The 18,908-nt window shown below is 72.0% G+C and carries 14 protein-coding genes; 7 read left to right on the top strand and 7 right to left on the bottom strand.

The features are described from left to right. Positions 1 to 72 precede the first annotated feature (72 nt). The 7 genes from GVV76_RS02445 to ileS all read right to left on the bottom strand — a co-directional run bounded on the left by GVV76_RS02445 (position 73) and on the right by ileS (position 10,517). A complete protein-coding gene (locus GVV76_RS02445; RefSeq protein ID WP_159624738.1) occupies positions 73 to 1,551 on the bottom strand; it encodes a lipopolysaccharide biosynthesis protein in 1,479 nt (492 codons plus the stop codon). After that, positions 1,548 to 2,147 (bottom strand): acyltransferase, encoded by a 600-nt coding sequence (locus GVV76_RS02450; RefSeq protein ID WP_235925273.1) that lies wholly within the window; start codon positions 2,145 to 2,147, stop codon positions 1,548 to 1,550. The genes GVV76_RS02445 and GVV76_RS02450 overlap by 4 nt, the downstream gene beginning before the upstream one ends. Next, complete coding sequence (locus GVV76_RS02455) at positions 2,144 to 3,481, bottom strand: O-antigen ligase family protein (protein WP_159624741.1); 1,338 nt, start codon at positions 3,479 to 3,481, stop codon at positions 2,144 to 2,146. The genes GVV76_RS02450 and GVV76_RS02455 overlap by 4 nt, the downstream gene beginning before the upstream one ends. Continuing rightward, positions 3,465 to 4,610: a glycosyltransferase gene (locus GVV76_RS02460; protein WP_159624743.1), complete on the bottom strand. Its 1,146-nt coding sequence runs from the start codon at positions 4,608 to 4,610 to the stop codon at positions 3,465 to 3,467. The genes GVV76_RS02455 and GVV76_RS02460 overlap by 17 nt, the downstream gene beginning before the upstream one ends. A gap of 70 nt (positions 4,611 to 4,680) precedes the next feature. Continuing rightward, positions 4,681 to 5,847, bottom strand: coding sequence for a glycosyltransferase family 4 protein (locus GVV76_RS02465; protein ID WP_159624745.1), 1,167 nt, complete (start codon positions 5,845 to 5,847; stop codon positions 4,681 to 4,683). Then, positions 5,847 to 6,716 (bottom strand): glycosyltransferase family 2 protein, encoded by an 870-nt coding sequence (locus GVV76_RS02470; RefSeq protein ID WP_159624747.1) that lies wholly within the window; start codon positions 6,714 to 6,716, stop codon positions 5,847 to 5,849. The genes GVV76_RS02465 and GVV76_RS02470 overlap by 1 nt, the downstream gene beginning before the upstream one ends. A gap of 432 nt (positions 6,717 to 7,148) precedes the next feature. Then, positions 7,149 to 10,517: an isoleucine--tRNA ligase gene (ileS, locus tag GVV76_RS02475; protein WP_159624749.1), complete on the bottom strand. Its 3,369-nt coding sequence runs from the start codon at positions 10,515 to 10,517 to the stop codon at positions 7,149 to 7,151. 791 nt (positions 10,518 to 11,308) lie between these two features. On the opposite strand from ileS, the gene GVV76_RS02480 reads away from it, so the two are divergent. From GVV76_RS02480 to GVV76_RS02510, 7 genes are read left to right on the top strand one after another with little or no spacing between them, the layout of a single operon-like run. Continuing rightward, positions 11,309 to 13,027, top strand: coding sequence for a nitrite/sulfite reductase (locus tag GVV76_RS02480; RefSeq protein WP_159624751.1), 1,719 nt, complete (start codon positions 11,309 to 11,311; stop codon positions 13,025 to 13,027). Then, complete coding sequence (locus tag GVV76_RS02485; protein WP_159624753.1) at positions 13,024 to 13,863, top strand: phosphoadenylyl-sulfate reductase; 840 nt, start codon at positions 13,024 to 13,026, stop codon at positions 13,861 to 13,863. The genes GVV76_RS02480 and GVV76_RS02485 overlap by 4 nt, the downstream gene beginning before the upstream one ends. Beyond that, the gene (gene cysD, locus GVV76_RS02490) at positions 13,860 to 14,807 is read left to right on the top strand and encodes a sulfate adenylyltransferase subunit CysD (RefSeq protein WP_201292181.1); all 948 of its coding nucleotides are present in this window, start codon (positions 13,860 to 13,862) and stop codon (positions 14,805 to 14,807) included. The genes GVV76_RS02485 and cysD overlap by 4 nt, the downstream gene beginning before the upstream one ends. 52 nt (positions 14,808 to 14,859) lie before the next feature. After that, positions 14,860 to 16,218 carry a sulfate adenylyltransferase subunit 1 gene (locus tag GVV76_RS02495; RefSeq protein ID WP_159624757.1) on the top strand — a complete coding sequence of 453 codons (1,359 nt, stop codon included), beginning with the start codon at positions 14,860 to 14,862 and terminating at the stop codon, positions 16,216 to 16,218. Continuing rightward, on the top strand, positions 16,215 to 17,018 hold the full coding sequence (gene cobA / locus GVV76_RS02500) for a uroporphyrinogen-III C-methyltransferase (RefSeq protein WP_159624759.1): 804 nt from the start codon (positions 16,215 to 16,217) through the stop codon (positions 17,016 to 17,018). The genes GVV76_RS02495 and cobA overlap by 4 nt, the downstream gene beginning before the upstream one ends. 38 nt (positions 17,019 to 17,056) lie before the next feature. Continuing rightward, the gene (locus tag GVV76_RS02505; RefSeq protein WP_159624762.1) at positions 17,057 to 18,025 is read left to right on the top strand and encodes a sulfite exporter TauE/SafE family protein; all 969 of its coding nucleotides are present in this window, start codon (positions 17,057 to 17,059) and stop codon (positions 18,023 to 18,025) included. After that, positions 18,022 to 18,738: a sirohydrochlorin chelatase gene (locus GVV76_RS02510; protein WP_236263161.1), complete on the top strand. Its 717-nt coding sequence runs from the start codon at positions 18,022 to 18,024 to the stop codon at positions 18,736 to 18,738. The genes GVV76_RS02505 and GVV76_RS02510 overlap by 4 nt, the downstream gene beginning before the upstream one ends. Positions 18,739 to 18,908: the final 170 nt, after the last annotated feature.

Genomic DNA, 18,908 nt, shown 5'->3' on the forward strand with positions numbered 1-18,908 from the left:
TCATGTCGGTCGTATTCGTCGTGGTGCTGGCGCCGGCCGCATCGGTTGTCCAGGCCCTGCCGGAGCGGGCCATCACTTCATCGCGTTGATCGCGCGCAGCGAGCCCATGAGGGATCTCCGGTTGAGGGCGAGCACCGCCGCGGTTACGGCGGTGAAGACGACCACCGCGATCACGGGCACGGGGGCGCCGATCGAGAGCAGCGCCCAGCGCGCCCCGGCGCCCGCGGCCGCGGCCGTCAGCGCGCTCAAGACGTAGAGGGCCAGGTCGTGGGGGTCGAAGGCCGAGCGAAGGCTCCCCTCGATCTCCTTCAGGCTCAGGCGCAGGAGGACCCAGGTCATCGCCGCGTTGACGACGACGGAGGCCACGGCCGGCCCGATGAAGCCGATGAGGGCATAGAGCGCGGGGCACAGCGCCGCGTTGGCGGCGACGGCGACCAGGGAGACCGCCATGAGCGCGCGGGTCCTGCCGGCGGCGGACAGGATGAGCGAGAGGCTGGCGAAGCGCACCATGGCGGTGACGAGGTAGAGGCAGAAGACGGCCAGGCCATCGAGGTAGCGGGCGCCGTAGAGGACCTGCACGACCTCAGGGGCGACCACGAGGCAGGCCACAGCGAAGGTGCCGGTGGTCAGGTAGCCGACGGCCAGGTAGTGCCGGAAGAGCTCGCGGATACGCTCCTTCTGGTCGGCGCCGATGTAGCGGGTGACGATCGGCACGATGACGGTGAGGAAGGAGGCGGAGATGAGGTCCAGGGGCAGGACCATGGAGGCGTTGGAGTAGATGGCGTAGCGCTCGGTGGGCTCGTTCAAGCCGATGACCAGCGCGCCGATCTGCCTCATGAGGGTGGCCGTCAGCACGTAGACACCCATGGGCAGGGCGAGCCCCAGGATCTGACGGATGCGGCGCCAGTTGGGCAGCGACGGCCACACGGGGTACTGCCAGCGCCTGAAGCCGTTCCAGAACCACAGAAGGGACGCCGCGTCGAGGGCGAGGAGCATCGCGAACAGGATCGCCAGGTCAGAGGTGATGGTGGCCGTGACGAGGACGGCGATGAACTTCAGCGCCGCCAGCACGAGGTTGCGGATCGCGATGACCCGCGCCTGCCCGATCGAGACGATGAGGACCTGGAAGACGCTGGTCATGTTCGTGAGCATGGGCCGCGCCATGAGCAGGATGATGAGCGGGGGCAGCAGGGGGTTGGAGAAGTAGTCGCCGATGGCGCCCTGGGCGAGGATCATCGCCAGGGCGGTCACCAGGCCCACGGCCATCTGGATCATGACGATGGCGCGCACGTAGGCCCGCGAGAGGCGCCGCTTCCCGCCGCGGTTGAAGAAGTAGTTGACGGCGTCGGCCATCCCCAGGATGGTGGAGTCCGAGCAGATGGTCACCAGGAGCACGCCCTGCGCGTAGGTGCCGTAGTCGGTCAGCGACAGGCTGTGCGACAGGATCATGGTGTTGGCCATGGTCGAGCCCAGCGTCACAATCTTGACACTGGCCAGGAGCAGGGAGTCGACGGCGCTGCCGGTGGCGCGGCGGGGCAGGATCCTTCTCACCGCAGCCTCTTGACGACCCGGGCGGGGTTGCCCGCGACGATCGAGTAGGGCGGCACGTCCTTGGTCACGACGGCGTGCGCGGCCACCACCGAGCCGCGTCCGATGGTCACCCCCTTGAGCACCATCGTGTACTCCCCGATCCACACGTTGTCCTCGATGACCACGGGGGCGGCGTCGGCCTCGGTCCAGTCCCACAGGGGCCCGCCGTGCTCGCCCCGCGTCATGCGCAGGCGGGCCTCGGGATCAGTGGGATGGCTGTTGTGGTCGAAGATGTGGGCGTGCGTGGAGATGATGACGTCGGAGCCGATGCGGATCGACTCGACGGCGCCGATGAGGGTGGCCCCCGCCCCGCCGATCCAGCAGTGGGAGCCGATGGAGATGGATCCCGCGCCTCGCGTCATGAGGGTGGCGTCGAGGAAGACGTGGTCTCCTATGGTCACGGAGGGGGCGCGCGTGGAGCCGGCGGAGCAGCGGGCGAAGGAGCCCAGGCGCAGGTCCTCGCCGGCGCGCAGCGCCCCGGCCGAGGAGGCGCGGCGGAACTGGGAGGCGGACAGGCGGCGTCGCGCGCCATGGATCACTCGTGAGGGCAGGCTCATCGCACGGCGCTCCTATCGATGGGGCCGGTCTCGGCGGCGCGAGGGCCGCCTGTCAGCTCGGGAACCCGGCTGGCGAGGAAGGGAATGAGGATGAACAGGGCCATGTTGTAGATGTAGATCTCGCTGACAGCCATCACCGACATCGCCGCGTAGACGGAGGTTAGGGCGGCACGGGCGCGCGGGTCGCAGCTCGAGCGGTCCATCCGGGCGCTGGCCACCCACAGCAGGGCGACGAAGAGGCCCACGGCGATCAGCCCGCCGTCGTGCATGATCTGCAGGTACTGGTTGTGGGCCTGCCACAGGCCGCCGTCGGCGCCGGGGACGAACCTGCCGAACTCGTGGTTGATGCCGTGGCCCAGCAGCGGGGAGTCCGCGAGGATCGGCAGGGCGGAGTCCCAGATGTCCGTGCGCCCGGTCAGCGTGAGCGACTTGCCCAGGGCGCCCTCGATGAGGGAGGTGAACAGGAGGTGGATCCGGGCCACCACGACGAGCAGCGTGATGACGAGCCCGCCCACGGTGACGGCCCTCATGGACAGCAGGCCCCGTCCGTGGGGCCTCAGGGCGATCACGACGTAGGTGATGGCCGCGATGGCGGTGCCCACCAGGGCCGTGGCCACATGGAGGGAGGCGATCTGGAGCAGGCCGGAGCCCACGGCGATCACTGAGCGCCAGCCCCAGCGCCTGGGTGAGGTCGAGTCGTAGAGGAACGCCAGCATCGTGGCCGGGAAGATCGTGTCGGTGACCCTGGTGCGGATGCCCAGGAGGTAGGAGGGCTGGGAGAACTGGGCGCCCGCGGCCGCGTCCTTGGAGATCCCCAGGAGGATCATCGCGGCGTTGACCATGAGGTAGAGCAGGAGGAGGTCGGTCAGGACCCTCAGGAGCCGCCTGCGCGAGTCCTCATCGGCGCCGACGTGCAACTCGATGACCATGAGCACGCTCACCTGGGCGACGGAGGCGTAGCCCCAGTTGAGCAGGTCGCCATCGCCCAGCAGCGTGGGTGGCAGGTAGGCGAGCCGGTAGAGGATGAAGAGCGTCAGCGTGGCCGACAGGGCCGCCCGGCGGGCGAGGTGGGCTAGGACGAGCCCGAGGAAGATGACGGCGGTGAGGGCCTTGACCAGGGGGGCCAGGGACGCGCTCTCATCGACCAGGCTCGGCTTCATGAGGATCCCGCAGATCATCATGAGCCCGAGGTAGCGCAGTGGGTAGCAGCGCCGGGCGAAGCCGACGAGGGCCTCCTTGAGGGCGCCGGCCGTGCCGGTCGCGGCGCCGTCGCCCCATCGGGGCCGCGGGCGCCGGGAACCGGCCCTGGTGATCATCTCAGCGGTAGAGGTCACAGTAGGCCTCCATCATGGCTCGTGCGGAGTGGTCCTCCGCCGTGGCGAGCGCCGCGCGGCTGAGTCGGCCGTAGAACTCTGGGTCCTCCCAGATCCTGGCCACGGCGGCGGCGATCTCCTGGGCGGCCTGGGGGCCGCGGGGGTTGACGAGGGCGCCATTGACGCCATCGGCGACGATGCTGGGCACTCCCCCGACCGCCGTAGCCACGACGGGCAGGCCGGCCGCCATGGCCTCGATGACGCTCATGGGCAGCCCCTCGTGCTCGGAGGCCAGCGCGAAGATGTCGGCCTCGGCGTAGAAGGGGGCGGGGTCGCGCTGGGGGCCCGCGAAGCGGACGCGGTCGGCGATGCCGAGGGTCCTGGCGCGCTGGTCGAGATCGGCCGCGAGGGGCCCGTCGCCCACGAGGGTGAGGCTGGCGTCGCGCCCGGCGCGGGCCAGGGCGGCGACGGCGTCGAGGAGAAGGGCATGGTTCTTCACCGGCGCGAGCCGGGCCACGCACAGCAGGCGCGGGGCGCGCCGCCGGGCACCGGGGGCATCGAGGTCGCGCTCGCAGGCGAAGGCGCCCACGTCCACGCCGTTGCGGACCACGGGGACGCCCTCGGGGGCGAGTCGGTACTCGCGGCAGATCGAGTCGCGGACCTCCTCGCCCAGCGCGACGGGCACGACCCCGTGGCAGAAGGCGTAGCGGTTGAGGCGCCGCAGGGCGGGCAGGCGGGTCTCATGGGTGGCCACGGAGTGGACGGTGTGGATGAGGCGGGGGCGGGCCCCGCTCAGGCGCACGGCGGGCAGGACGTAGGCGAGGACCGGCTGGTGGGTGTGGATGGCGGTGGGCCGGAATTCGTGGATGAGGCGCCGCAGCCCGGCGATGACACGGGGGTCCGGCCCCTTCCTCTTGCCCAGCGCCTCCACGCGCGCACCCGCATCGCGCAGGGCGTCGGCGATGTCGGTGCCCCCCGAGCCCAGGCAGGCCACGAGCACGGGGTGCCCGGCGCGCTTGAGCTCGCGGGCGAGGTTGAGGACCATCATCTCGGCGCCCCCGGTGCCCAGCCCGTGGGTGACGAGCATGATGCGCATGGCGGGCTGCGATCGCGCGGCCGGCTGCGAGCCGTCGGGCTGCGTGCGTGTCATTCGGTGGGGGTCCTTGTGATCCGTGGGTGGTTCGGGGAGCGGGATGCGCGGGGTCGGAGTGGGGCGCGTCTCATGGGTGGGCGGTGAGGGCCTCGGCGATCCGCTCGAAGACCGCGTCGGCGGTGTAGGCCTCGGCGCGCTCGTGCATGGCGCGGCGCATGGCCTCAACCTCTTGGCGGGGCAGGGCGAGGAAGGACTCGATGGTCGGGCGGAGGTCCTCGGGGCGCTCGAAGTCGTAGCCGAGCCCCGTCACGCCGTCGGTGAGCATCTCGGAGTAGAAGGCCCAGTGGCTGGCGATAACGGGCAGTCCCGCGCCCATGGCGTCGACGATGGTGCCGGGGATCCCCTCGCCCCAGAACTCGGTGGGGAAGAGCAGGGCATGGTAGTCCCGGATGGTCGCCACGCCCTGCTCGGGCTTGACGGCGCCCATGTAGCGCGCGTGGGGGGCGCTCTCGATCAGGGCGCGGAAGGCCTCCTCGTAGTCCTCGTCGACCGGCCCGTAGATGTCGAGCACGGCCACGGGCCCGGCGGCGCCCGCGTCCTCGTTGAGGCGGGCCACGGTGCGCACGGCGTTCTCAATGCCCTTGCCCGGGACCACCCTGGAGAAGGTGCACAGGCGGGCGGGGCGCCCCGTGGGCGCGTCGAGGCGGGCCTCGCCGGCATCGAGGTCCTTGAAGTTGGGCAGGTAGGCGGCGTTGCGCACGCCGAGCTCGGCCAGGCGGGCCACGAGGGCCCGGCTCTCCACCCAGTTGACCTGGAAGGCGTTGAGGTAGCGCACCAGGCGGCCCGAGGGATCGCGCTCGATGTCGTCGGCGAGGCGCCCCCCGATGAGGTTGTGGAAGACGCGCGTGCCTCGCACCGAGGCGGCCAGGGCGAGCACGGGGAAGAAGAAGCGGCGGCCATTGTCGGACAGGAGCACAACGACGTCGTCGCACACGGCCAGGCAGCGGGCCGCGTCCTTGGCCACCCGCAGGGGGTGGTGGCGGTAGTCGAGGGTGTCGACGGTGCGGATGGCGCCAGCGCCGAAGCGGTCGGCGAGGTGGCGGTAGACCACTCGGGTCTTGACGGTCTGGCCGTCGACCATCGTCTCACCGAGGTCGATCCGGCCCATGATGCCGATGCGGCGCTCCGCCGCCCCGCCCGCCCGGCGGGAGGGGCGGCCTCGGAGGGCCCTGATCCCAGCGACCGCGGTGGCGGCGCCCGTGAGGGAGACCAGCGCGGCCATCCGTCTTCTCATCAGGAGCTCCTCCGGCGTCGGACCATCGCGTGGGATAACTGCCAGGCCAGGCAGTAGGCCGCGTAGGGGCGGGGCAGGCGCTCAACCTCCCTGTAGAGGTGCCAGGTGCGCTTGACCGCCTTGATCTTGTTGGAGGACAGGGATCCCGCCGTCTTCCTGTACTTGGCGAGGCACTCGTCCAGGCCGTGGAAGCGGTGGCCCCGCTTCATCACCTGCAGCCAGGTGGCGGCGTCCTGCCCGCGGCGCAGGTCCGGCATGAACAGGAGGGAGCGATCGACGATGGTGGTGTCGAAAACCACGGAGAGCGTGCAGGTCATCGTGTTCTTGAGGAACTTCTCGTAAGTGAAGGACCGGGGCACGTGGACGTAGTTCCGGTGCTCGCCGTCCTCCTCGATGGTCTCGTAGGAGGTGATGCACACCCCTGCCTTGACCCTCCCCATGAAGGCGATCTGCCGCTCCAGCTTGGTGGGCGCCCATAAGTCGTCGGAGTCGACGTAGGCGATGTAGCGCCCCCGGGCCGCCTCCAGCCCGCGGTTCCTCGCCTTGGCGACGCCCTGGTTCTCCTCCTGCACCAGGACGGTGATCCGGGGGTCCTGCGCCGCCAGGCCGGTGAGGATGGTGACGGTGGAGTCCGTTGAGGCGTCGTCGACGGCGATGATCTCCAGGTCCGCCACGGTCTGGGCCAGGACGCTGCGGATCGTCTCGGCGACATGGCCCTCGGAGTTGAACGAGGGGACGATCACGGATACCAGCGGGGCTCCCCCGCTCGATGGGTCCGCCGGGCGGCGCTCCGGACGGGCCCCCGGCCTCGTCGCGCGCAGTGCCACGCCGGTAGGGGTGGGAACGCCGGTGGGGTTGTCCTGGGCCATCGATTTCCTTTGAGCATGAAGACGGGATCTCGACTTAACTCAGCAGGGTTGGAGAGGGCTCGCGAATCAGCCGCGGAGCGCGGGGAATCGGCCAGGACGAACACCGTCTCACTGAGGTATGTCGAGTCGAACATTTCAATCACGAAATGATCACGGCTGAATTGAACACGCTTGTCAGGCTAGTGAGACCACCCAAAGGTGTCAATGGAATATGGACCTTCGACGGAACCCCCGAGAGATGGATCACTACATAAACATGTCCGACATCAGAGTATTCCGTGCACATTCCCAGAGTTTTCCCAGAATTCATCGAGTGCCCTGCGCGCGCTGAATACGGCGGGGGCGGCCGGCCGCGATCATGCGGTCGGCCGCCCCCGCGGCTCATCATGGCGCGGCCCGGCTCCGGGGAGCGGGCCGCGCTCTTGGTCAGCGCTAGACCTCGCTCCGGACGACGACGGCGCTGGGCCGCCCCGCCGAGGGGCTGGTGACGACCGAGGCGTCCACGCAGCCGGTCTCGGCCTTGATGAGGGCGAGGTGCGCCCCCGTCCAGGCGCCCCGGTCCTCGGGGACCGTCAGGGTCAGGCGGATCCGGTCGCCCACATGGAGACCGGCGGCCTTGCGCTCGTCCTGGACGAGGCGGATGAGGTCGCGCGCCCAGCCCTCGGCCTCAAGCTCCTCGTCGAGAGCGGTGTCCAGCACCACGAAGGCGCCGGAGGCCAGGACGGTGGCGCTCAAGGCGTCGTCGTCGACCTCGATGCGCTGGGTGAGGGTGAAGGAGGCCTCCTCCGCCTCCAGGACCACGGGCGCACCATCGATCGTCACGCCGTCGAAGCGCACGTCGCCGTCCTCGGTGAGGGCCCACTCCCCCGCCTTGACGGCGGCGAAGAGCTTGGAGGTGAGCTTGCGGACCTCGGGAGTGAAGGCCCTCGGGTTGAGGGAGAGCTCCTCGCGCAGCTCGTAGCCGGCGTTGGCGGCGTCGAGGACGCGGACCGCCTTGACGTTGATCTCCTCGGCGATGAGATCGGCGAAGGGGGCCAGTGCCTCGGGCTGCGCGGTGGCGATGAGCAGGGAGCGCAGTGGCTGGCGCACGCGCAGTTTCTCGGCCTTGCGCAGGCCCAGGGCCGCGGAGACGGCGTCGCGGGCCTCGTCCATGGCGGTCACGAGGGCCGGGTCGGCGACGTGGGCGGGCAGGACGGGCCAGTCGGTCAGGTGGACAGAGCGCCCGCCCGTCAGCCCCCGCCAGACCTCCTCGCTCACCAGCGGGGCGAGGGGCGCCATGACCTCGGTCAGGACGCGCAGCACGGTGGCCAGGGTGTCGAAGGCGGGCCGGGCGACGGCGGGGTCGTCGTCAGTGAACCGCGAGCGCGAGGCGCGCAGGTACCAGTTGGTGAGCACGTCGAGGAAGTCGCGGATGGTCACCGTGGCGCCGGTGATCTCGTAGGAGCCCATCTGGGCGCCCACGGTCTCGGCCAGGTCGCGCGCCCGGGCCAGGATGTAGCGGTCCATAACGTGCAGGGAGCCCTTGCGCCCGAACAGGGCGGTGTCGGACAGGTCCACGCCGGGGCTGACGTACCCCTCGCCGTTGTTCATCTGCCCGGCGTACAGGGCGAAGAAGTGCCAGGTGTTCCACAGGGGCAGGAGGACCTGGCGCACGGTGTCGCGGATGGCCTTGTCGGTCACCGCGAGGTTGCCCCCTCGCACGACGGGGCTGGACAGCAGGAACCAGCGCATGGCGTCGGCGCCGTCGCGGTCGAAGACCATGGACACGTCGGGGTAGTTGCGCAGGGACTTGCTCATCTTCGCGCCGTCGTCACCCAGGAGGATGCCGTGGGAGACGCAGGAGGTGAAGGCGGGGCGGTCGAACAGGGCGGTGGCCAGCACGTGGAGGGTGTAGAACCAGCCGCGGGTCTGCCCGATGTACTCCACGATGAAGTCCCCGGGGTTGTGCGACTCGAACCAGTCGACGTTCTCGAAGGGGTAATGGACCTGGGCGAAGGGCATGGAGCCGGACTCGAACCAGCAGTCCAGGACGTCGGGGATGCGGCGCATCATCGACTTGCCCGTGGGGTCGTCCGGGTTGGGGCGCGTGAGGGTGTCGATGAAGGGGCGGTGCAGGTCGGTGACCTCGACGCCGAAGTCGGCCTCCAGCTCGGCGAAGGAGCCGTAGACATCGGTGCGCGGGTAGGCGGGGTCGTCCGAGACCCACACGGGGATCGGGGCCCCCCAGTAGCGGTTGCGCGAGATCGACCAGTCGCGGGCCCCGGCGAGCCAGTTGCCGAAGATGCCGTCCTTGATGTGGGCGGGAGTCCAGGTGATCTCCTGATTGAGCTCCACCATGCGGTCCCTGATGGCGGTGACCCGCACGAACCAGGAGGAGACCGCCTTGTAGATGAGAGGCTTGCGGCAGCGCCAGCAGTGCGGGTAGCTGTGCACGTAGGAGGCCTGGCGCACGAGGACGGGCCGGGCGGCCTCGTCCCGGCCCCTCAGCGGCCCGGAGCCGTCGCGCAGGTCGACGATGATCGGCTTGTTGGCGTCGAAGACCTGCATCCCGGCGTAGTCGGGGACCTCGGAGGTGAACGCGCCGCCGTCGTCGACGGGGATGACGGCGCCGATCCCGGCCTCCTGGCACACGAGCATGTCGTCCTCACCGAAGGCCGGGGCGATGTGGACCAGTCCGGTGCCGTCCTCGGTGGTGACGTAGTCGCCGGCGATGATCGTCCAGCCGTTCGGGCCCGGGGCGGCACCCTGGGCGCGGTGGGCGTCGTCATCGAAGTAGTCGAAGATCGGGTGGTAGCGGCGCCCCACCAGCTCGGAGCCCTTCAGGCGGGCCAGGACGGCGGGCTCGACGCCCTCGGCGGCCAGCTCCTTGGCGTAGGAGCCCACGAGCGCCTCGGCCAGGATGACGCGGCGGCCGGCCAGGGGGGAATCGAGTCCGGAGGGCACCTCGACGACGGCGTAGTCGACGTCCGGCCCCGCGGCGACGGCGAGGTTGGACGGCAGGGTCCAGGGGGTCGTCGTCCAGATGAGGACGAGCTCGGGGGCGCCGTCCAGGATCGCCTCGGTCAGCGGCATGCCCACGGTGACCGTGTTGTCCTGGCGGTCCTGGTAGACGTCGTCGTCCATGCGCAGCTCGTGGTTGCTCAGGGGCGTGCGGTCGTGCCAGCAGTAGGGCAGCACACGGTATCCCTGGTAGGCCAGGCCCTTGTCGTAGAGGGTCTTGAAGGCCCACAGGACGCTCTCCATGTAGGTGGGGTCGAGGGTCTTGTAGTCGTGGCCGAAGTCGACCCAGCGCGCCTGGCGGGTGACGTAGTCCTCCCACTCCTCGGTGTAGCGCAGCACGGAGGTGCGGCACTCGGCGTTGAAGGCCTCGATGCCGAGGCCGCCGGGGCGCGTGATCTCGGAGATGTCGTCGATGCCGAGCAGGCGCTGGGCCTCGAGCTCGGCGGGCAGGCCGTGAGTGTCCCAGCCGAAGCGGCGCTCGACGCGGCGGCCCATCTGGGTCTGGAAGCGGCCGACGGCGTCCTTGACGTATCCGGTCAGCAGGTGCCCGTAGTGGGGCAGGCCGTTGGCGAAGGGCGGGCCGTCGTAGAAGACGAACTCGTTGGAGTGCCCGCCCGCGTCGTGGGCGGGGCGGGCCTCGACGGAGGCGGCGAAGGTGTCGTCCGCCTTCCAGTAGGCCAGGGTCTCCTGCTCCAGTGCGGGGAAGGACGGGGAGGGGTCGACCCGCTCGCCGTCTCGGTGCAGGGGGTAGAAGGCGGCGCCGGTGTGGGCGGTGGCGCTCGCCTGGGTCTGCTCAGCCATGTGCCTCGCGTCTTTCGCTCGTGAACATCCGGGTGGACGGGACTCACGAGGACGACGCCGACGCCCACCGCCCGGGGGCTCCCGGGTCGGCGGGGCCGCACCGCGGTACCACCTCGCTTGCCGCTCCGCGCCCGGCCCAGGGCCGCGCGCGGTGCGACCGCTTCATCATCAGCTGTGACGGGCTGTCCCGTCCGGGTCTACTGGGCGGCCGGGGCCGTGGGGCCCGGCGCTGTTCTGCCGGAGGCTCACCGGTGATGCCCGATCGCCGCGCGGGCGGATCGGCCGGGTCACTGCCTGTTAGCGCAGGAGTGTAGCCAGCGGCGCTGGGAGCGGCCAGCCGGGAGGGCGCGCGGGCGGCGTCGTCCTCGACACACCCGCGGCCCTCCTCCCGCCCGGGAGGGCGCGCGGGCGGTGCCCGTCCCACCCGGCCCCGCGTCCCGGGACCCCGCGAGCCCCGCCGGGAGGCCGGTCTCACCATGCAAGCACCCCCTCGCATCGGCGCGGGCCGGCCCCTATAGTCCGGCGCATGACCACAGCACGCCGCGTCACAACCCGCTGGGCACGCCCCGCGCTGGCGCCGCGTGGGCACGGCTGGGTCATGTGTTGTCAGGCTTGACGAGCGCCTGACCGCAGCGGTTGACACCGCGATCATCTGATTGATCATCGGATTCCGGCGCGACGAGGCGTCCGGAGCCGACCTCAGATTCTCCGCCAGCGGGGGAACGGCACCGTGGGGAGCCTGTCAACCCGACTCCCCCTCCAGACGCCCGGCGAGCCGACCTGGAGGAGACATGAGCACCACGACGAGCAGCGCGGCGGGCCCCGCGAAGGGCCGCGACCTGCGACCTCCCCGCTCGGGGAGGTCCAACGGGCAGTGGCTGGTGGACGGCCGCGCGCCCCTGAACCCCAATGAGGCCTTCAAGCAGGACGGCGACCCGCTCGGGGCGCGCCAGCGCATCATCGACACCTACGCGTCCGCCGGCTACGACGCGATCCCCGACGACGACCTCCACAACCGCTTCCGCTGGTGGGCGCTCTACACGCAGCGCAAGCAGGGGATCGACGGCGGCCGGACCGCCCAGTTGAGCGCCTCCGAGCTCTCCGACCGCTACTTCATGCAGCGCATCCGCATGGACGGCGCCTCGCTGTCGGTGGAGCAGATGCGCGTCATCGGCGAGATCTCGAACGAGTTCGCCCGCGGCACCCTCGACATCACCGACAGGCAGAACCTCCAGCTCCACTGGATCCGGATCGAGGACGTCCCCGAGATGTGGCGCCGTCTGGAGGATGTGGGGCTGACCACCATCGAGGCCTGCGGGGACACGCCCCGCGGCTTCCTCGTCTCCCCCGTGGCCGGGATCGACCCCGAGGAGATCATCGACCCCTCCGAGGCGGCGCGCCACCTGCGCGACACCTACCTGGGCAATCCCGAGATCACGAACCTGCCGCGCAAGTTCAAGACGGCGTTCACCGGCTCGCCGAGCCTGGACGTGCTCCACGAGATCAACGACATCTCCTTCGTCGGCGTCGAGCACCCCGAGCTCGGCCCCGGGTACGACCTGTGGATCGCGGGGGCCCTGTCCACCGCGCCCTTCCTCGGCAAGCGCCTGGGCGCCTTCGTCCGGCCCGACCAGGTGCCCGAGGTGTGGTGGGGGGTCGTCCGCATCTTCCGCGACTACGGCTACCGGCGCCTGCGCAACAAGGCGCGGCTGAAGTTCCTCATGGCGGAGTGGGGGCCGGAGCGGTTCCGGGAGGTCCTGGAGAAGGACTACCTCGGCCATGCCCTGGCCGACGGCCCGGCCCCGGGCCCGCCGCGCGGCTCCAGGGACCACCTCGGCGCGCACCGCCAGGCCGATGGCCGCTACTGGATCGGCGGCAAGCCCCCGGTGGGGCGCCTGTCCGGCGACATCATGCTGGGCCTGGCCGACCTCGCCGAGCGCGTGGGCTCCAACCGCGCGCGCACCACTCCCCTGCAAAACCTCCTCCTGCTCGACATCCCCGCCGAGCGGCTTGAGGAGGCGCGCCAGGGCCTGGCGGCGCTCGGCATCGACCCCGATCCCGGCCCCTTTACCCGCGGGACGCTGGCTTGCACCGGCATCGAGTTCTGCAAGCTCGCGATCGTGGAGACCAAGGCCCTGGGCGCGCGCGTGTCCGCCGAGCTCGATGAGCGCCTGGCCGACGCCGACCTCGAGCGCCCCCTGACCGTGCACGTCAACGGCTGCCCGAACTCCTGCGTGCGCATTCAGACGGCGGACATCGGCCTCAAGGGCCAGATCATCACCGTCGACGGCGAGAGGGTCCCGGGATTCCAGGTCCACCTGGGCGGGGGGCTGGCCGCCCCCGGCCATGAGGAGGCCGAGTTGGGGCGCACGGTGCGCAGCCTCAAGGTCTCCGCTGATGGCCTGCCCGACTACATCGAGAGGGTCGTGCGGGCCTACCTGGCCGACCGCCACCCCGAGGAGAGCTTCGCCCAATGGGCGCAGCGCGCGGATGAGGAGAGACTCGCATGACCACCGCACCGACCAGCACGATCAGCACGGCAAGCGCCGCCGGCGCGGCCAGCACGGCCAGCGCGGCCGGCACCCCCGTGGGCCGCTTCGGCCGGCTGACCGCCCGGGGCGCCAACGCCGCCCGCTCACCCCACTCCCCCAAGCGCGGCGAAGACGAGTTGCGCGCCCTGGCGGCCGCGGGCGCCGCCGAGCTGGGCGACGACGCCCCCGCCGAGGAGGTCGTCGCCTGGGCCGCGAGGGCGTTCCCCGGCAGCCTCGCCGTCGCCTGCTCGATGGCCGACGCGGTGCTGCCGCATGTCATCGCCGCCCAGATGCCCGGCGTCGACGTGCTCTTCCTCCAGACGGGCTACCACTTCGCCGAGACCGAGGGGACCCGCGACGCGGTTGCCGAGACCATGGACGTCACCGTCATCGATGTCCTGCCCGAGTTGACGATCGCCGAGCAGGACGAGCGCTACGGGGAGGCCCTCCACTCCCGGGATCCCTCGCACTGCTGCGCCCTGCGCAAGGTGGCGCCGCTAGCCAGGGCCCTGTCCGGCTACGAGGCCTGGGCCACCGGCGTGCGCCGCGAGGACGCCGTCACCCGCGTCTCCACCCCGCTCGTGGGCTTCGACGAGACGCACCGGATCGTCAAGATCAACCCGCTGGCCGCCTGGAGCTTCGACGAGCTGCTCGCCTACGCCTCCGAGCACGGCGTCATCGTCAACCCGCTGCTGGCCGACGGCTACCCCTCGATCGGCTGCGAGCCCTGCACGGCGCGCGTCGCCCCGGGAGAAGACCCACGTTCCGGCCGCTGGGCCGGATTCACCAAGACCGAATGCGGGATCCACCTATGAGCACCACCCCGACCACCCACGCCACCACCCCCTCGACCACCGCCGCCCGCCCCGCCCTCGACGAGCTCGACGCGCTGGAGGCCGAGGCGATCCTCATCATCCGCGAGACGGCCGCCGAGTGCGCCCGACCCGTCCTGCTGTTCAGCGGCGGCAAGGACTCGGTGGTGATGCTCCACCTGGCGCGCAAGGCCTTCTGGCCGGCGCCCGCGCCCTTCCCCCTTCTCCACGTGGACACCGGGCACAACTTCCCCGAGGTCCTGGCCTACCGAGACGCCACCGCCCAGGCCGCCGGCATGCGGCTCGTGGTCGCCTCCGTCCAGGACTACATCGACGACGGCCGCCTGCGGGAGCGCCCCGACGGCACCCGCAACCCCTTGCAGACCCGCCCCCTGCTCGACGCGATCGCCGCGGGCGGCTTCGACGGCGTCTTCGGCGGGGGCCGGCGCGACGAGGAGAAGGCTCGGGCCAAGGAGCGAGTGTTCTCCCTGCGCGACGAGTTCGGGCAGTGGGATCCGCGCAACCAGCGCCCCGAGCTGTGGACGCTGTTCAATCCCCGGCACGCCCCGGGCGAGCACGTGCGGGTCTTCCCCCTGTCCAACTGGACCGAGCTGGACGTGTGGCGCTACATCGAGCGCGAGGGCATCGCCCTGCCGAGCCTGTACTACGCCCACGAGCGCGAGGTCTTCCGCCGCGACGGCATGTGGCTCGCCGTCACCCCGGTGACCCGGCCCCGCCAGGGTGAGGAGACCGAGATCCGCACCGTGCGCTACCGCACCGTCGGGGACATGTCCTGCACCGGCGCCGTGGAGTCGGGAGCCGCCACCAACCACGAGATCGCCGTCGAGGTGGCCGCCTCCACCCTCACCGAGCGCGGCGCCACGCGCGCCGACGACCGCCTGACGGAGGCGGCGATGGAGGACCGCAAGAAGGAGGGCTACTTCTGAGCCGCCGCCCATCCCGCCTCCCCCACCCCACCGACGAATCCGAGGACGCATGATGACCCCGACCGCTTCTCCTCCCACCTCCCCGAGCACCGGGGCCGGCGCGCCCGCCGAGGCCCGGCCCACGGGCCTGCTGCGCCTGGCCACGGCCGGCAGCGTCGACGACGGCAAGTCCACGCTCGTGGGCCGCCTCCTGTTCGACTCCAAGTCCGTGCTGCGCGACCAGCTCGCCGCCGTCGAGCGGGTCAGCCTCGACCGGGGCATGACCCGCACGGACCTGGCCCTGCTCACCGACGGCCTGCGCGCCGAGCGCGAGCAGGGCATCACGATCGACGTCGCCTACCGCTACTTCGCCACCCCCCGGCGCTCGTTCATCCTGGCCGATTGCCCCGGGCACGTGCAGTACACCCGCAACACCGTCACGGGGGCCTCGACGGCTGACCTCATCATCCTGCTGGTCGACGCCCGTCACGGCGTCGTCGAGCAGACCCGGCGCCACCTGGCGGTGGCGGCGCTGCTGCGGGTGCCGCACGTCGTCGTCGCCGTCAACAAGATCGACCTCGTCGGCTACTCCGCCGAGGTCTACGCCCGGGTGGCCGACGACATCCAGGCCGTCGCGCGGGGCTTGGGGCTGCCCGACGCGCGCGCCCTGCCGACCTCCGCCCTGGAGGGGGACAATATCGTGACCCGCTCCGAGCGCACCCCGTTCTACACCGGCCCGGCGCTGCTGGAGCTCCTCGAGACCATCAGCGTCGACCCGCCGGAGGCGGGCCAGCCCTTCCGTCTGCCCGTGCAGTCCGTCATCCGCCCCCAGAGCGCCGCCCCGCCGGGGCTGGAGGACTTCCGCGGCTACGCCGGCCAGGTGGCGGCGGGATCCGTGGCGATCGGCGACGAGGTCCTCGTCCTGCCCTCGGGGCGCGCCAGCAGCATCACGGGGATCCACCTGGGGGATCGCCCCCTGGAGCGCGCCGTCACCGGCCAGTCGATCACCGTCGAGCTGGCCGACGACATCGACATCTCGCGCGGGGACCTGCTCGCCGCGCCCGAGGGGGCGCCCCGGCCCAGCCGCGATGTCGAGGCGAGCCTGGCGTGGCTGTCCGACCGGCCATTGCGCCAGGGCGACCGGGTCCTGGTCAAGCACGGCACGAGAACCGTCCAGGCGGTGGTCACGGATATCGCCGGGCGCCTGGACCTGGGCGACCTGGCGCTCGTGGAGGCAGACGGCCTGGCCCTCAACGACATCGGACGGGTGCGCCTGTGCCTGTCCGAGGCCATCCCCGTCGCCCCCTACGAGCGCTCCCGCGCCGACGGAGCCTTCCTCGTCATCGACGCGCATGACGGCTGGACCCTCGCGGCGGGCATGGCGCACGGCGCCGATGAGACCCCGCCCGCGCCGTCCGGGGAGCGCTCATGAGCGGGCGGCGCGCGGCGACCGCGCCCCCGGGGCCCGGTTCCCCCACGGCCCCCGGGGAACCCCGCGCCCGGGGCTCGGTCGCCCTCGTGGGCGCCGGCCCCGGGGAGGCCTCGCTCATCACCATGCGGGGGCTGGATCTGCTGCGCCGGGCCGACGTCGTCGTCATCGACCGCCTCGCGCCCCACGAGCTCCTGGAGCACTGCCCGCCGGGCACTGAGGTCATCGACGTCTCCAAGCGGCCGGGGCACCACCTGGTCCCCCAGGACGGCATCGACGCCCTGCTCGTCGAGCGCGCCCGGGGCGGGGCCCGGGTCGTGCGCCTCAAGGGCGGGGACCCCTTCGTCCTCGGGCGGGGCGGCGAGGAGGTCCAGGCCTGCCGGGAGGCCGGCATCGACGTGGAGGTCGTCCCGGGCGTCACCTCGGCCGTAGCCGTGCCGGCGGCCGCGGGCATCCCCGTCACCCACCGGGGCCTGGCCCGCGGGTTCTCCGTGGTCAGCGCCCACGAGGACCTGATCTCCACCGTGCCCGCGCGCCGGGACCACACGCTCGTGCTGCTCATGGGCGTGACTCATCTGGCCCGCTCAGTGTCGATCCTGCTGGGCCGCGGCGCCGATCCCCTCACCCCGGCGGCCGTCGTCGAGAGCGGCCTGCGCCCCGATCAGCGGGTGACGACGACGATCCTGCGATGCCTGACCGAGGTCGCCGCCTCGGTCGGCGTGGCCGCGCCGGCGGTCATCGTGCTCGGCGACGTCGTCACCCTCGGCCCCCTCTGGAAGCACCGGGTCATCACCGGATCCTGACCCCACCCCATCCCACATCGGAGACCACGGAGGCCCTCATGCGCAAACTCCTCATCCTCTCCCTGGCCGGGCTCATCGCCCAGCTCGTCGACGGCGCCCTCGGCATGGGCTACGGCGTCACGAGCTCGTCCCTCCTGCTGCTGGCCGGGCTCAGCCCCGCCCTGGCCAGCGCCTCGGTCCACCTGGCCGAGATCGGCACGACCATCATCTCGGGGGCCTCCCACCACCGGCTGGGCAACACGGACTGGCGGCTCACCGCCCGACTGGCGGGCCCCGGCGCGGTGGGGGCGTTCCTCGGCGCCACCGTGCTGTCCCACCTGTCCACTCGGGCGGCGACGCCGATCAGCTCCACGATCCTCCTGGCACTCGGGCTCTACGTGCTGGCGCGCTTCACCATCCGCCCGCCCGCGGCCTCCACGGCCCGTAGGAGCCCCCACTCGACGCTGTTCCTGACGCCGCTGGCGCTCCTGGGGGGATTCATCGACGCCACCGGCGGGGGCGGCTGGGGCCCGGTGACGACGACGACGCTGCTCAGTCGGGGGCGCACCGCCCCGCGCACAGTGGTCGGCAGCGTCGATACCGCGGAGTTCCTCGTGAGCGTGGCCGCCTCGGCGGGGTTCCTGGCGGGGCTGGGGACGGCCGGGATCGAGATCGGCGTGGTCCTGGCGGTGCTCGCCGGGGGCGCGCTGGCCGCGCCGCTGGCCGCGTGGGTGGTCTCCCGCCTGCCCGGGCAGGTGTTGGGCAGCGGCGTCGGCGCTCTGATCGTGTGCACGAACCTCATGACTCTCCTCCATGCGGCCGGGGCGCCTACGGCGCTCGTCGGCGGGCTCATCGCCGCGCTGGCGCCGATCCTCGCGGTGCTGGTGGCCATCAGCGCGCGACGGGCTCGGCGCTCGCTCCGGCTCACCGCCGCTTCGCACCCGCGCGAGCGGGCCCTGCGGCAACCCGCGCTCCGTGAGCCGGTGCCCACTGGAGCCGCGGGCGTGAGCGCGGGGGCAGGGCTGTGAGCGCGGCCGTCGACCGGGGCGGTGCCGGGCGGGCCCGCCGCCTCGTGCTCCTGGCCCATGGGACGCGCATGCCCGGCTCCGTCCCTCTCCTGGAGCCGATCGCCCGCGATGTCGCGGCGCGGTTGCCCGGGGTGGAGGTGGACCACGGGTACGTCGAGTTCCAGTCGCCCAGCGCGCTCGAGGCCCTTCAGGGCGGGGAGGATCCGGTGGTGGTGCCGGTCTTCCTCGGCTCGGGGTACCACGTGGAGAAGGACCTTCCGGCCATGGTGGATGAGCACGGCCCGGCCCGGCTCACCGAGCATCTGGGGCCGCACCCGGCGCTCATCGGCGCCGTCATCGACCGGCTCGCCGGACAGCTAGCGGAGCAGGGCGCCCGCTGGGGTGATCTGGATGGGATCGTCCTGGCCGCGGCGGGATCGCGGCGGGCCGGGCCGGTGCGGGAGGCGGGCAGGGCGGCCCGCGCGCTGGAGTCGAGGGTCGGGCTGCCGGTGCGCGCCGCCTACCTGTCCGGGGGCGGGCCGACCGTGAGCGAGGCGGTGGCGGCGTGGCGCGCCGAGGGGGCGCAGTCGATCGCGGTGGCCACCTACCTGCTGGCCGAGGGGCGCTTCTCCGCGGCCCTGCGCTCCAGCGGCGCCGAGGTCCTCGCCCCGCCGATCGGCCATCATGCCGCCCTGGCCGAGGTCGTCGTCGAGCGCTACCTGCGCGCCGCCTGAGTTCTGTGAGCCGTGCGGCGCGGTGAGCGCCCCCGGGCTGCGCGTCGCGGTGAGCGCGGCCCGGCCCATCGGCCGGTGCCATCCGCCCCGAGAGGAGCCGCATTCACCGACAGGCGCGTCCTGCCCGCACCTGTCGGTGCAATGCGCACCCGTCAGTGCAATGCGCACCT

The sequence above is a fragment of the Actinomyces sp. zg296 genome (assembly GCF_009829695.1).
In the GTDB taxonomy this organism is placed as follows: Bacteria; Actinomycetota; Actinomycetes; order Actinomycetales; family Actinomycetaceae; genus Actinomyces; species Actinomyces marmotae.